Origin of the sequence: Nonomuraea sp. NPDC046570 (assembly GCF_040645915.1) — a bacterium.
Lineage (GTDB): Bacteria > Actinomycetota > Actinomycetes > Streptosporangiales > Streptosporangiaceae > Nonomuraea.
In genome coordinates this window covers 96464-110262 of the sequence record NZ_JBEYZF010000007.1, presented here as the reverse complement: position 1 = coordinate 110262, position 13799 = coordinate 96464, and the positions used below count along the sequence as shown (strand labels likewise).

General features: G+C 71.6%; 10 protein-coding genes. 2 read left to right on the top strand and 8 right to left on the bottom strand.

What is annotated here, in order from left to right:
• Window positions 1–24 precede the first annotated feature (24 nt).
• The gene (locus tag ABZ911_RS14075) at window positions 25–984 is read left to right on the top strand and encodes an MBL fold metallo-hydrolase (RefSeq protein ID WP_358054943.1); all 960 of its coding nucleotides are present in this window, start codon (window positions 25–27) and stop codon (window positions 982–984) included.
• Here ABZ911_RS14075 and ABZ911_RS14070 read toward each other — a convergent pair.
• From ABZ911_RS14070 to ABZ911_RS14035, 8 genes are all read right to left on the bottom strand, one after another.
• Entirely contained in the window at window positions 974–3475 is a 2502-nt protein-coding gene (locus ABZ911_RS14070; RefSeq protein ID WP_358054942.1) for a penicillin acylase family protein, read from the bottom strand. The two genes, ABZ911_RS14075 and ABZ911_RS14070, sit on opposite strands and share 11 nt — an antisense overlap.
• Window positions 3476–3582: 107 nt before the next feature.
• Entirely contained in the window at window positions 3583–4650 is a 1068-nt protein-coding gene (locus tag ABZ911_RS14065; RefSeq protein WP_358054941.1) for a cysteine--tRNA ligase, read from the bottom strand.
• A 23-nt stretch (window positions 4651–4673) separates the two neighbouring features.
• On the bottom strand, window positions 4674–6515 hold the full coding sequence (locus ABZ911_RS14060; RefSeq protein WP_358054940.1) for a sigma factor-like helix-turn-helix DNA-binding protein: 1842 nt from the start codon (window positions 6513–6515) through the stop codon (window positions 4674–4676).
• 49 nt (window positions 6516–6564) lie between these two features.
• On the bottom strand, window positions 6565–8391 hold the full coding sequence (locus ABZ911_RS14055; protein ID WP_358054939.1) for a UvrD-helicase domain-containing protein: 1827 nt from the start codon (window positions 8389–8391) through the stop codon (window positions 6565–6567).
• A gap of 4 nt (window positions 8392–8395) precedes the next feature.
• Complete coding sequence (locus ABZ911_RS14050) at window positions 8396–10972, bottom strand: hypothetical protein (protein WP_358054938.1); 2577 nt, start codon at window positions 10970–10972, stop codon at window positions 8396–8398.
• A 146-nt stretch (window positions 10973–11118) separates the two neighbouring features.
• Window positions 11119–11874 carry a methyltransferase domain-containing protein gene (locus ABZ911_RS14045; protein ID WP_358054937.1) on the bottom strand — a complete coding sequence of 252 codons (756 nt, stop codon included), beginning with the start codon at window positions 11872–11874 and terminating at the stop codon, window positions 11119–11121.
• A 122-nt stretch (window positions 11875–11996) separates the two neighbouring features.
• On the bottom strand, window positions 11997–12959 hold the full coding sequence (locus ABZ911_RS14040) for an extracellular solute-binding protein (RefSeq protein WP_358054936.1): 963 nt from the start codon (window positions 12957–12959) through the stop codon (window positions 11997–11999).
• A gap of 128 nt (window positions 12960–13087) precedes the next feature.
• Window positions 13088–13318 (bottom strand): hypothetical protein, encoded by a 231-nt coding sequence (locus tag ABZ911_RS14035; protein ID WP_358054935.1) that lies wholly within the window; start codon window positions 13316–13318, stop codon window positions 13088–13090.
• 105 nt (window positions 13319–13423) lie between these two features.
• Here ABZ911_RS14035 and fdxA point away from each other — a divergent pair, with 105 nt between their 5' ends.
• Window positions 13424–13750 (top strand): ferredoxin, encoded by a 327-nt coding sequence (fdxA, locus tag ABZ911_RS14030; protein WP_358054934.1) that lies wholly within the window; start codon window positions 13424–13426, stop codon window positions 13748–13750.
• Window positions 13751–13799: the final 49 nt, after the last annotated feature.

Genomic DNA, 13799 nt, shown 5'->3' with positions numbered 1-13799 from the left:
TCCGTCACGCAGGGGAGCGCGCCCATGTCCCACACGATCCGTCCGACCGGCCCCGCCGCCCCTGCCCGGCGCTGGCCGGACGGCTTCCGAGACCGGCTGACCGCCCCGCTGCCCCACTTCCGTGAACTGCTGAGCGTCGCCTGGCACGGCGGGTTCCGCCCCGACATCGGCGACGCCGACCAGATCCCGGTGCTGCGCGACGGACTGCCCGCGGTGTCGTCCACCACGGAGACGACGGTCACCTGGGTCGGCCACGCCACCTTCGTGCTGCGGATCGGCGGGCTGACGATCCTCACCGACCCGGTGTGGTCGCGCCGGATCCCCGGCGTCCGCCAGCGCCTCACCCCGCCGGGCGTCGCCTGGAGCGACCTGCCCGGGATCGACGCCGTGGTGATCAGCCACAACCACTACGACCACCTCGACGCGCCCACGGTACGGCGGCTGCCCAGGGACACGCCGATGCTGGTGCCCGCCAACCTGGGGCGGTGGTTCACCCGGCGCGGGTTTCGGGACGTCAGCGAGTTCGACTGGTGGGAGGGCACCAAGATCGGCGAGGTCGCCTTCGACTTCGTGCCCGCCCACCACTGGAGCCGCCGTACCCCCTGGGACACCTGCAAGTCGCTCTGGGGCGGCTGGGTGATCGGCAAGTCGGTCTACTTCGCCGGGGACACCGCCTACGGCGATCGGCTGGCCCGGATCGGGGAACGGTTTCCGGGGCTGGATCTGGCGCTGATGCCGGTGGGGGCCTACGAGCCGCACTGGTTCATGAAGTCGGTGCACGTCGATCCGGCGCAAGCCGTACAGGGATGTGTGGACGCCGGGGCGCGGCGGATGGCCACCATGCACTGGGGGACGTTCGTGCTGTCCGGTGAGCCGCTGCTGGCGCCCGTGCGGCTGGCCCGGCTGGCGTGGCAGGCTCAGGGCCTGCCACGCGCGGACCTGTGGGACCTGGCGATCGGCGAGTCCCGGAGCTTCACCGCGTGAGCACCAGCGTGTGCTTGGCCGCCTTCCTGACCGACTCCGGCCTGGAGTACATCGGGATCGTCTCGCCGCCCGCCCACGGGAGCGCCTGGTCCCAGTAGTTGTCGTGGAAGGCGTGGCCCGAGGCGCCGGTCAGGTTGATCCAGCGGGACTTGTCGAGGTCGGCCAGGTCGAGCACCATCCGCATCGACGGCACCGCGTTGATCGGGTAGCCCTCCTGGACGTTCCAGCCGGTCGCGTTGACGGCGTCCTTGTTGCCGGGCACGCCGAACGGGCCGCGGTTGAACAGCGCCTCGATCGGCGCGATGCCCGAGGTGCCGAACGTGCCGTTGGTCAGCGTCAGCGTGTGCAGGTCGCCCCAGCGCCACGCCTTGACGTCCGCGCCGAGCAGGCCGGTCAGCTCCAGGTGGGCCGAGGCCAGGGCCTGGCGGAGCATGTCGTTGCGGGACTCGATGACCTCCTTGGTCCGCACGTCGTCCCAGAACGGGTCGTCGGCCCTGGTCAGCAGGTCGCGCATCACCTCGTACCACCGGTCGCCGCCATTGGGCCTGGCGCCCTCGGGCAGTTCGTCGTTGAAGGTGGCCATCAGCAGGTGCCGCCACACCGCGTTGAAGTAGGCGGCCGGGGCCGAGTCGAGCGGCTGGGCGCCGTCCCAGCCCCGCAACAGGTCCCTGGCCTGCGTGCTCGGGCCCGCCAGGTCCACCTCCAGCAGCGCGGGGACCAGGAGGTCGGCCAGGCCGTTGTGGGTGTCCTGCTGGATGTCCGACATCGTGTCGGCGTCCATCTTGCCGGACTTGAGGGCCTGGTCGAGGCGGTCCTTGATGCGCTGGGCGCGGTAGCCGTACGACCAGTCCTTGGTGAGCAGCGGCTGGTAGCGGGCGGGGTCGATGACCGCGTTGTTGGCCGTCACGATGTAGCCGTCGGCCGGGTTCTCCAGGCTGGGCAGCTCCTCGAAGGGGATCGGCGCGGTCTTCCACTCGTACTCGCCGGTCCAGCCGGGGACCGGCCAGGTGCCGTCGCCCTTGGTCCGTACGGGGATCCGGCCCGGCGCCTGGTAGCCGATCCTGCCCTCGACGTCGGCGTACACGAGGTTCTGCGCGGGCACGTCGAACAGCGCCGCGGCGGCCCGGAACTCGTGCCAGTCGGCGGCCTCGTTGAGCGCGAAGATGGCGTCGGCCGCGGTGCCCGGGGTGAGCGCGGTCCACCGCAGCGCGACCGCGTTCGCCTTGTCCTGTGGAACGGTCCTGCCGATGTTCTCCATCACCTCGCTGACCAGCGGGCCATGCCTGGTCGCGCGTACCTTCAGGGTGACCGGCGACCCGCCCGCGACCTGGATCCGCTCCTGCCGGGTCTCCAGCGCCGCCCACTCGCCCTTGTACAGGTAGGTGTCGTCCTTCACCTGCTCCAGATACAGATCGGCGACATCCGGCCCGAGATTGGTGAACCCCCAGGCCACCTTGTCGTTGTGCCCGATGATCACCCCCGGCACCCCAGAAAAACTAAACCCTGTCACGTCATACGCGCATTTTTCGGACTTTGTACGGCAGTGCAGGCCGGTCTGATACCAGACCGACGGCATCTGCGGCGACAGGTGCGGGTCGTTGGCCAGTAACGGCTTGCCGCTCACCGTGTGCTCGCCGGAGACCACCCACGAGTTCGACCCGATCCCGTCGGTGTCGGCCGCCCCGATCATGTTCGGCACCCGGCTCAGCCCCTCGGCGGCGGCCGCGAGCGCCGCGGCCTCCCGGTCGTCCAGCCGGGGCTCGGCCTTCTGGTCGAAGTGCCCGCGCTCGACCGTCCCCTCGGTGACGATCGGGTCGTTGCGCTCGAACGGGTAGCCGGGGTAGAGCTGGTGGACCCGCTCCGGCGGCAGCTTGGTCGCGGCCAGCGCCCGGGAGATCTCGTCGCTCAGGTTGCTGCGCAGGTCCCAGGCCATCGCTTTCAGCCAGGACACCGAGTCGAGCGGCGTCCACGCCTCGGGGGTGTAGCCGCCGTTCTGCAGCTTGAGCACGGAGTACTCCAGGCTCCTTTCCGAGGCGCGCGGGTTCGCCTTCATCCAGGAGTTCACGCCCTTGGCGTAGGCGTCGAGGAAGCGCCGGGTCTTGGGGTCGGCGGAGGTCAGCTCCTGCTCGGCCACCCGGCGCCAGCCCATGGTACGGATGACCTTGTCCTCGGTCAGCGTCGCCTTGCCGAACAGCTCCGACAGGCGGCCCGCGGTGACGTGCCGCCGGAAGTCCATCTCCCAGAAGCGGTCCTGCGCGTGGACATAGCCCTGGGCGAGGAACAGGTCCTCGGGGGTGTCGGCATAGATGTGCGGGATGCCGTTGGCGTCCCGCAGGACCTCCACCTTGCCGGTCAGGCTCTCGACCTTCAGCGTGCCCTCCACCTGCGGGAACGAGGAGCGCACGATCACCACGCCGACCGCGGCCAGGGCGACGCCCAGGGCCAGCAGAACGGACAGCACCCGGGCGAGCCATCGCAGCGGCAATGGCATCCACGCAAAAGGCCTGAACCTCACGAATTCCCTCCATCTCGCCTGCCCGGACCAGTGTGTCAGCCCGGCAGGGATGCGACGACCCGTCGTCGCGGGAGGGCGAGCGCTCAGATTCGGCCGCGGACCGGCGCCCGGCCGATCTCCACCGAGAGGTCTAGGCCGAGCACCTGGTCAAGGTGCAGGAACGACTCCAGTTTCGAGCCCGGCGGCACCGCCTCGTCGCCTTCCAGTTCGCGCAAAATCATGATCGCGGAGGGTAGGTCGAGATCGTCGTCGAAGGCCGCCTCGGCGCGCTCCACCTGACCGGCGCTCATCGGCGCGCTGGGCAGTTCCGCCCACTCGGCTACCCGGCCGCGCCACCCGCGCAGCGCCTTGTCCGCCGCGCGCAGCGCCTCCCAGCTCAGGTCCAGCGGACGGCGGTAGTGGTGCTCCAGGAACGCCAGCCGTACGGCCAGCGGATCGAGACCCGCCTCGGCCACCTCCCGCAGCTCCGGCGCGTCCTGCCGCCCCTCGAACAGCAGGCGCTCGCTCCGCACCCAGTGCCGTACCACCTGATGGCCCGCGACCGCGTCGGACAGGGCGCGCACCGCCTCGAAGTGCGGGACGCCCTGCTCGAAGCCGCCGGTGCGCAGGTCGACGTGCTCCCCCAGAAAGCGCAGCGACATCGCCGCGCACCCGGCGTGCGGCCCCGGCACGCCGGGCCCCCACGGGGAGTCCCAGGCGGGCTCGCCCTGGGTGGGCTGCCACAGAGCCCAGTCGGCGTCGCCGCTCTGCGGCTCGCCTGCGGCGGCGGCGTCGAAGAACACCGAGCCGTCCGGTGCCGTGTGGGCGAGCCCTTTGCCGATCAGCTCCGCGATCAGCTCGATCACCAGCGGGACCGACTCGCTCGCCCGGGGGGAGTGCTCCGGGGGCCGGAGGTTCAGCAGGGCGGCGTCCCGCTCGAAGGCGGCCGGCGCGCCCCCTTCCGCCCCGAGATCGGAGACGTCGCGGCACACCACCATCCGCACCCGCTGCCGCTCCAGCACCCTGCGGACCAGATCCGCCGTCAGCTGCGAGCGCAGGTCGCCGAGCCGCGCGACGCGGTGGACGTCCGGCCCGCAGGTGTGCATCCGCATGGCCCTGGCCGGCCGGAGAGCCTCGACCTGCCCGGTACGCGTGTCGTGGATCCGCAACATCCTCCGAGCCTAGCCCGGCGCGCTCACTCTCCGAGGAAGCCGAGGATGTCGCGGTCGCCGCGCTCGCGCAGCCGGCCGACGACCTCCTCCCGCGTCGAGTTCTCCATCAGGCCGACCCGGGCGCCGATCAGCCGCAGCCCCTCCAGCTCCGACGACACCGGCGCGGTGTAGCCGATCAGGTGCAGCGCCCGGTTCAGCGCCGGCATCTGCGGCTGGCCGGCCGGCAGGTAGCGGGTGAGCAGCTCGCCGCCGTCGGAGACGGTGAGGAACACATGGTCGCCCTCGGCGGCGTTGAAGTCGGCCAGCACGTTGCGGATCGAGCCCATCGTGGGCTGGTTGTGCCAGCTGATCACCACGTCGCCGGACGGCGTGGACGCGGTGAGCTGCCCGCCCGGCGCCATGCCCAGGTGCGCGGCGAACCCGGTCGGCAGCGGCGAGCCGGACCCGCGCAGGTGCTCGGCGTTGACGTCCACCCGGTGCCACCAGCGCCCGTCCCGCGAGCGGAAGCAGCGCCTGGTCTCCGAGACGTCCTTGCGCGGAGAGTACGGCTCGGCCTCGGCGCCCGCCACCCTGATCCACCCCCGCTGGGTGCGCTCGAACCCGGGGCCGCCCGCGTAGGCGCGCACCGAGCTCTCGCTCACGTCGTAGCGGGAGGTGAGGCTGGCGACGACCGTGTTGACCGACGCCTCGCCGCCCGCCCGCTCGATCTCGCGGGCGATCATCTCCCTGATCCCCAGGTACTCCTCGCCGCCCCACCTGGTCAGGCCGTACTTGTTGCGGTCCACCCGGCGGAAGCGGTCGTCGGCGGTGAGCTGGTTGCGGATGCCGACCAGGCTGTAGTCCTCGCCGATGCGCTCCTGGATCGCCTCCGGGGTGAGCGGGCCGCCCGCGACCGCGAGCACCGCCTCGGCCTTGTCGTTGACGCTGCGCGGCCACGGCACCACGTGCCCTTCCAGCACCCGGAGCTGGGGCACGGCCAGGATCCAGCGCTCGGCGACGTCCTCCCTGATGCCGAGCTGGGTCACCATCGTCACCGCCTCGGCCAGCGGGCGCGGCCCGTCGGCGAAGAGCTGGCGGGTCTTCTCCCGCAGCTCGTCGGCGCCACCCGCGATCAGCCACCCGTCGACCTGGTCGTAGCCGGTCAGCAGGGTCCGGACGAACCGCCACACCGGGATGCCCAGCGTGGCCAGCTCGGTGCGGTGCCACGGCACCGCGGCCGCCAGGTCGTCGGCGGGCACGGCCGAGCCGAGCCTGGTGCGCAGCCACGTCAGGTGCGCGGCCAGCGGCGCCGCGTCCGCCCCCGCCAGCCAGGCCTCCACGTGGTCGCGCAGGTCGCGCTCGATCTGCCTGATCCGCTCCCTGGTCACCGAGAAGCGCTGGGCCAGCTCGTCGAGCGTGACCCGCTGGGCGGCGTACAGCCGGTCGCGGGCGATCGCCCGCTGCCGGTCGTCCAGCGCGCCGAACACCTCGTCGACGACCACCGGGATCGGCCGCTCCGGCCGGGCCGGGGCCACCGGCGTGCCCTGGCGCTGGTCGGCCGGTTCGAGCAGCCGCTCCACGACACCGCTGAACAGCTTGTGCACCACGTCCCGGCCGAGGTTCTCCGGGGTGCGCTCGCTCTCGGCCGGGTCGGAGAACCTGAGCAGCGGCAGGATGTCACCGAGCAGCAGGTGCCCCCACAGGGCCACGGCCAGGTCGGCGAGCCGCCCCGCCACGGCCTGCGCGCCGACGACGGCGCACGCACGGTCGAGCGGGATCGCCTGCCACCACGCCTCGGGCAGCTGTGGGTCTTCCGCGATCGGCGCGATCTGGCCAGGGGAGGTCCAGCGCAGGGGTGGCGCGAGGTCGCTCAGGCTGAGATTCATTGAGGTCCAACCGGCAAAAGGGAAGATATCCGCAGTTCAGACTATGTGATCAGGTCGGCAGAAGGGGGCTGCCCCTTCCTGAATGGGACACGTAGAGCAGGGAACGCGCCCGTGTACACGCGACGTAAAGCAGACCGCGCTCGCGCTGCAGCACCCGCGCCCTGGTCGCCGGGTCCTCCGGCAGCTTCTCCGGCACCACGCCCTCCGCGATGCCGATCAGCGCCACCCGCTCGAACTCCAGGCCCTTCAGGCCGTGCAGCGTCGTCACCCGCACCTCGGCGCCCGCCTCGGCGAGCGCGTCGCGTGCCGACCTGACCAGGGCGCTCGACCGGGCGGCCACCGCGATCTCGGCCGCGGGCACCCCGTCCTCCAGCCATCCCACGACCGTAGCGGCCAGGCCCGACAGTTCCGCGTCGGCGTCGGTGTAGGCCCTGATCATCGGCCGTTCGCCGTGCCGGACGGCGCGGAAGCCGTACAGCTCGACGGCGTTCTTGACCAGGCCGCCCGCAGGGCCGCCGCCGCGCAGCCGTACTCCGAAGGTGAGCGTCTCGTGCGGCAGGCGGTAGGAGACGCGCAGCGAGTGCTGGGTGGCGTGGATGCCGACCGCGCCGAGCGCGATCCGGGCGTCGGTGATGCGCTGGTGCGGGTCGCCGACCACGAACAGGTCGTCCGTCGCGCGCGGCACCAGCGCCCGCAGCAGCCGCCACTGCGCCGGCGTCACGTCCTGCGCCTCGTCCACCACCACATGCCGGTACGGCTTGCGCCCCGGCTCCAGGTCGTCCAGCAGATCCCCGGTCGTCCTGCCGAGCAGCCTGAGCGCCTCCTCGGTCAGCTCGGCCAGCGTCCGCGCGCCCGGCCCCACCAGCGTCGGCTGCCGCCCCTCGGCGCCGGCCACCAGCCGGATGGCCAGCCGGTCGACGTTGTCCACATCCACCCGCTTGCGGACCGGGTCGTCCTCGATGAGGGTGTCCAGCTTGGCCGACAGGTCGTTGCTCAGCCCCTGCGAGAACGTCACCAGCAGCACCTGCCCGCCGCCGTGCCGGGCCAGGTGAGCCGCACGGTGCAGGGCGATCAGCGTCTTGCCGGTGCCCGCGCCGCCGGTCACCAGCACGGGATGGTCGTAGCGCCCGCGGGCCAGGCGGTGCTGCGGCGGATGCAGGAACGTGCACCAGCCCGGCGCGTCGACCAGCCGGCCGAGCTCCTCCTGGTCCTCGGCGAACACCGCGCGGTCGGGGGAACGCAGTAACGCCGCGTGCAGGTCGTCCTGGTCGACCGGGCCGGGCTCCGCCCACGAGGTCCGGCACGAGTCCACCTCGCGCCACGCCTCGGTGATCGTCCCGTCCCTGGCCAGCACCGCCAGCGGGAGATGCTGGGTGGGCGGCAGCAGCGGCTCCAGCGCCTCCACGTCCGCCTCGCTGGTGATGAGCCTGATCAGCGGCAGGATGCTGGCGTCGATGCCCAGGCCGAGCAGGTCGCCGTCGCAGATCTGCGCGAACAGCGGGGTGGCGGCGCCCGCGGAACGGGCCAGCGCCACCTCGACCCGTTCCAGCGAGGCCGAGTCCCACTGCTCGACCACGCCGATCACCGAGTTCACGCTGAAGGAGTGCCGCTGGGCGTACGACCAGGCCTCCGCGTCCGGCAGCACCGTCAGCAGCCAGTACACGTCGCGCTGCCGTACCACCACGCCCCTGTGCCGGTCGGCCAGGCGCAGCGTCCACACCCGTGGGTCGCGCACCGCCCTGACCCGTTCGGGCGCGGGCGCGCCGTTGACGTTCAGCAGGAACCCGCCCAGCGCGACCATGACGTCCCGGCGCACCGGCGCCGACAGTGCGCTGAGCTCCCTGGGGAACTCCGGGGCGATCGCGAGCCGCGGCACCGGCTCAGTCCAACAGGGAGAGCAGGTCGCGGTCCCCGCGTTCGCGGAGCCTGGTCTTGAGCTCGGCCGGCTCGACCGTGCCCGACATGCCGATCCTGGTGGCGATGATCCTGGCCGCCTGGTCGTGCATGATGTTCGGCGCCGTGTAGCTGACCAGACGCAGCGCCTTGGTGATCGGCCCCGCGCTCTGCGCGGCGACCGGCAGGTGCCTGGCTCTCAGCACGCCCTCCTTCGACAGCGTCAGGAACAGGTGGCCGCCCTCCTGGGCGCCCACGTCGGCGAGCAGGCGGTCCATCGACTCCAGCACCGGCCTGCCGTGCCAGCTCATGGTCAGCTCACCGGCGGCGCTTCGCACCACCTGGCTCTCGCCCGGCGACAACCCCAGGTAGGCGGCGAACCCGGTGGGCAGCGCGAACTCGCCCCCCGCCAGGTGGTCGGCGGTGATGTCCACCCGCAGGTACCACCGTCCGTCCGGCAGCCTGAAACACCGCCTGGTCAGCGAGACGTCCTTGAGCGGCTGGTAGGGCCGGTTGTACTCCTCACGCGCCACCCCGTTGGACCCCGGAGGCGCTACGGCTCCCGGAGGCGTGGGTACGCCTCCCGGAGGCGGGCTCAGGGGGCCCGGAGGCGGGCTTAGGGGGCCCGGAGGCGGGCTGAGAGGGCCTGGAGGGGCGCCCATGTTGACGCCCGGCGGCACACCCATGCCGGATAGCGGCGGGGCACCCAGGTTGACGCCCGGTGGCACGGCCATCCCGAACTCGTCCACCCGCCCCTGCTCCCCCGGGATCTCCCCGATCGGGGCCGGCGGCTCACGCCTGGGGGGTTCGGGCATGGGGGGCTCGAACGGCGGAGGCTCGTGCGCGGGAGGCTTGGGCCTCACCGGCTCGAACATCGACGCCCTGGGCGCGGAGGGCTGCGGCGCGGACTGCGGGCTCTGCGCGGCGGGCTGCAGCGTGGCCATGACGAACTGCCAGGCGGGCACGTCGAGCGCGCGGATGTCCTTGGTGTGCCACCCGGCCGCGCCGATCACCTGCTCCTTGGCGGGCCGCGGTCCCACCCTGCGCCGCAGACCGTCCAGATGCTCCCGGTACGGCGCCGCCTCCTCGCTGTCCAGCCACCGCTGCACCCGGTGCCTGAGCCTGCCCTCCACGGCGGCGATCTCGTCCTTGGGCACGGCGAAGAGCTTGGCGAGCTGCTCGGGCGCCGACGGCGTGTCGGTGAAGACCCGGTTCTGCGCGACGGCCCAGCTCGTGTCATCGAGCCCGGTGAACGCCGCCTCGATCAACGCGTGCAGATCCCGCTCCTGCCCGGCCCCAACGGGTTCCGGCACCCGCACAGGCTCGGGAGCCCGATCGGACTCCGGCTCTTCCACAACGGCCCCGGCCCCAGCCTCGGCCCCGGTCCTGGCCGCAGCGTCAGCCGCGACCGCCTCAGCCACAGCCTCGTTCGCGACGGCCTCGGCCTCGATCGCGTCGGACGCCTGGACGGGCGCTGGGTCGACTTCGACGGATTCGGGGGCTTTGGGGGCCTCGGGTTCGGGGGCCGCCTCTGCGGCGAGGGCCGCAGGCTCCGGAGCCGAGAAGAGCTCGGGTTCCAGAGCGGAGTGCGGCTCGGCCTCGACGGCGAGCGCTTCGTTCGGCGGCTCCGGCTGAGGCTCGTCCTCAGATTCCGCCTGCGGCGACGCGACGACTTCCGGTTCCGCGTGCGGCTCGGCTTCCGCCTGCGGTGATGCGGGGGCCTCAGATTCCGAGTGTGGCTCGTACTGCTCGGATTCCGCGTGTGGTGACGCGAGCGAGTCGGGCTCGGCGTGCGCATCGGCGTCCGCGAGGACCTCTGGCTCGGGTGCCTGCGGCGTCTCGGCTGAGGGGAACTCCGGCTCTGGTGCCGCGGTGCTCTCGGGCTCCGTCTGGGGTGCCGAGATGGCCTCGGGCTCTGCCCATGCCGCCACGACGGCCTCGGGCTCCGCCTGCCGCGCGGAGGCGGGCGCGTAGTCCGCCTGCGGCTCAGAGTCCGCCTGAGCCGCGAAGGACGCCTCCAGGTCCGCCTGAGGGGCGGAGGGAGCCTGCGGCGCGGGAGCGCCCCCGGCCTCAGGAGTGACCGGGGCCTCAGGAGTGACCCCGGCCTCGGGGGTATGGGCCTCAGAGGTGACCCGAACCTCGGGGGTACGGGACTCGGGGGTGGCCCGGGAGTCGGGGCGCGGTGGGGACGAAGTCGGCGAGAGCCGTACGAAGACCGCGGTGAAAAGGGTGTTGAGGACGGGGCGGGCCTGGATGAACGGCTGGTCCATCAGTTCGCGGCTGGTCAGGGAGAGCAGACCGGGCCACGAGCCCGCGCGGTCCAGCGCGATCGCCACGTGCGGATCGTCGGCCTCGTCGGGGTCGAGCACGTGCAGCGCGGGCAGGACGTCGCCGACGGCGGCGGCGGGCCACTGCTCGAGCGCGATCTCGGTGAGCAGCTCGCCAAGTGACTCCGGTCCGATGGCGGCCAGCACCCGCGGCACGGGCAGGCTACGCCACCAGGCCTCGGGCAGATCCGGCTGGCCATGAAGGAGTGTGATGGCGGCCGCGTCGCTCCACCTCAACGGTGGAACGAGGTCGCTAAGACAGAAGTTCATCCTGTTCCGTTCACCAGCCCCTCACGCCGCGGTAGCGGCGCAGCAGTACTCTCGCCGCCCACGGAACAGACCATAGTCTGGCAAAACGGCCCTACGCATCATCGACTGCGGCATCAGCGCCGAACGGCGGCGAAGCGCAGCCGCACGTAGTCGGCCATCCAACCGGTCTCCCTGCGCAGCGCGGGTGCGGCGAGCTCGTTGACCCGCCGCAGCAGCGGTTCCACGAGGTCCGCGGGCAGCCCTTCCAGCAGCGATCCCGCGAACATCCGCACCCAGTCGGCCGCTCCGCGCGGGCACTCGTCGAGCGGGGTTGGTCTGTCGAAATATTCCAGGAGTCTGACGACAAATCCGTCTTGCTCCAGCTTCCTGGCGTATTCGGCGGGCGTGGGAAAATACCACGGCAGGTCGGGCTCGCGCAGCCCGTACTCCCGCCACGCCGTCGACAGCGCGGCGGTGAGCTCGGCGCAGTTGCCCGCGCCGCCCATCTCGGCCACGAAGCGCCCGCCGGGGATCAGCGCCTCCCGGACATTGGCGATCACGGTGCCGGGATCGCGGCTCATCCAGTGCAGCGCCGCGTTGGAGAACACCGCGTCGTAGGCCTGGGCCACGGTGAAGTCGTGGCCGTCGCCGATGATGAAGTCGATCCCCGGATACTGGGCGAGCGCCTTCTCGATCATCGCGGACGAGCCGTCGATGCCGAGCACGTGCGCGCCTCTGGCGGCGATCTCGGCGGTCAGCACGCCCGTGCCGCAGCCGAGGTCGAGCACGCGCTCGCCCGGCTGCGGATCGAGGAGGTCGACCAGCGGCGCCCCTTGGGCCGAGACGTAGCCGAAGCTGGAGTCGTAGGCGCGACTGTCCCACCGCGTCAAGCTCGGTGTGTCGTATCGCAAGACGATCAGCTCACATTCTGCGACTGCGGGGCCCCCGTGGCCGTGCGTCCGATTCACTCTAGAGTCTGACGGCCTCTACGACATATCAGGGCACAGGGGTCTCACCCCGCAGTCGTGCCCCACGCCTTCCTCAGGTACCTCTTGGCCGCGTCCGTCTGCGGCGTTGTCAGCAGCACCGGCGGGCCGGGCGCGGTCGGCAGTTTGGCCGCCAGCTCGGCGTCCAGCGAGCCCCTCATCAGCATCGCCTCGCCGCGCGCGGGCCTGGCGTACCCCTTGAGGAACAGGTTCTGGCCCTCGTCGGAGAACAGGAACTCCTGCCACAGCCTGGCCGCCGCCGGGTGCGGGGCGTCCTTGTTGATCGCCTGGACGTAGTAGGAGCCGAGCGCGCCGTCCTTGGGGATCGTCACCTTCCACGCGGGCTGGTCCGCGTCGGCCGCGGCGGCCTTGGCGGCCCGCTCGCCGTTGAGGTAGTCCCAGTCGACCACGACGCTCGCCTTGGCCGGCTCGGTGAGCCTGCCCGCCTTGCGCAGCTTGGTGAACAGCTCGACGCCCCGCTGCGCCTGCGGCACGCCGTTCAGCAGCGAGGCGGCCATGACCCCGTTGAAGGCTGCCGAGGTCTGCCTCGGGTCACCGGCCAGCGCGACGGTGTACTCGGGTTTGAGCAGGTCGTTGAAGGACGTGGGCGCGGCCACCTTGCGCGGGTCGTACCCGATGGACATGTAGCCGCCGTACCCGGCGTACCAGGCTCCGGTCCGGTCCTTGATGTGGTCGGGCAGGTCCTGCCAGCCCTGGATGCGGTACTTCGCGAACTTGTTCGCGTTGGCGAGGGCGACATCGAGGCTCAGGTCGAAGACGTCGGGCTTGAGCTGTGCGGCGGCCTCGATCTCGCGCCTGCTGCTCGCGTCGGGCTCCAACTCGTTCACCTTGATGCCGTATCGGTCGGCGAAGGTGTCGATGATCTCGCCGTAGTTCACCCAGTCGCGGGGAAGGGCGATCACGTTCAGTGAGCCCTCCTTCCGCGCCACCTCGGCGAGCCGGTCCATGTTCGTGAAGCCGTCCTTCATGGACGCCGCCTTCACATTGACCGGCGGAAGCGGTTTTTCCTGCGTGGACGAGGCGCCGCATCCGGCGCTGGCGATGATGGCTGCTACGGCGGCACACGTGCGTACGGTCACACACCGAATACTTACCGTTACATTCGCTGAGGTCGAGGAGGCGCGGCCGGAACCACCTTGGCCGCGACGAGCGTGTCCTCGGAGATCTCCACCAGCGTCCCGTCCCGTTTCCGTACGGCCAGCACGCCCCCGCCCCACGATTCGAGCACGCCCACCGCGTCCCTGAACCCCCCGGGAACCCTGCGCCGCGTGGTGACGCGGGCGCCGATATCCGCTGCTGTAATGGCGATCACGAGACGAGCGGCCACGAGTTTGCCACCCTCCGTTTCGGACACCTGCCGGGCACGGCAATACTAGGACGTAGAAAACCGCGGTCGAAGTCGTGCCATGGTGCGGAGAAGAAGGAGCTCGAGGTGACCTACGTCATCGCGCAGCCTTGCGTGGACGTCTTGGATAAGGCGTGCATCGAGGAATGCCCCGTCGATTGCATCTACGAGGGCGAGCGCATGCTTTACATCCACCCCGACGAGTGCGTGGACTGCGGCGCGTGCGAGCCTGTGTGCCCCGTCGAGGCGATCTTCTACGAGGATGACCTTCCTGAGCAGTGGAAGGACTACTACAGGGCCAACGTCGACTTCTTCGAGGACCTGGGTTCGCCCGGTGGCGCCTCGAAGGTCGGCAAGATCGACAAGGATCACCCTGTCGTGGCGGCGCTCCCGCCGCAGGCCGCCGACCACTGAGTCCTGTCGTACGGCGGCCGCGCGGGTGATCGCACGGCCGCCGCACGCC

Bases quoted from the DNA above. Each gene is read 5' to 3' on its own strand.
- ABZ911_RS14040 (WP_358054936.1), bottom strand. From the start codon at position 12,959: ATGAAGGACGGCTTCACGAACATGGACCGGCTCGCCGAGGTGGCGCGG.
- ABZ911_RS14060 (WP_358054940.1), bottom strand. From the start codon at position 6,515: ATGAATCTCAGCCTGAGCGACCTCGCGCCACCCCTGCGCTGGACCTCC.
- ABZ911_RS14065 (WP_358054941.1), bottom strand. From the start codon at position 4,650: ATGTTGCGGATCCACGACACGCGTACCGGGCAGGTCGAGGCTCTCCGG.
- ABZ911_RS14075 (WP_358054943.1), top strand. From the start codon at position 25: ATGTCCCACACGATCCGTCCGACCGGCCCCGCCGCCCCTGCCCGGCGC.
- ABZ911_RS14070 (WP_358054942.1), bottom strand. From the start codon at position 3,475: ATGCCATTGCCGCTGCGATGGCTCGCCCGGGTGCTGTCCGTTCTGCTG.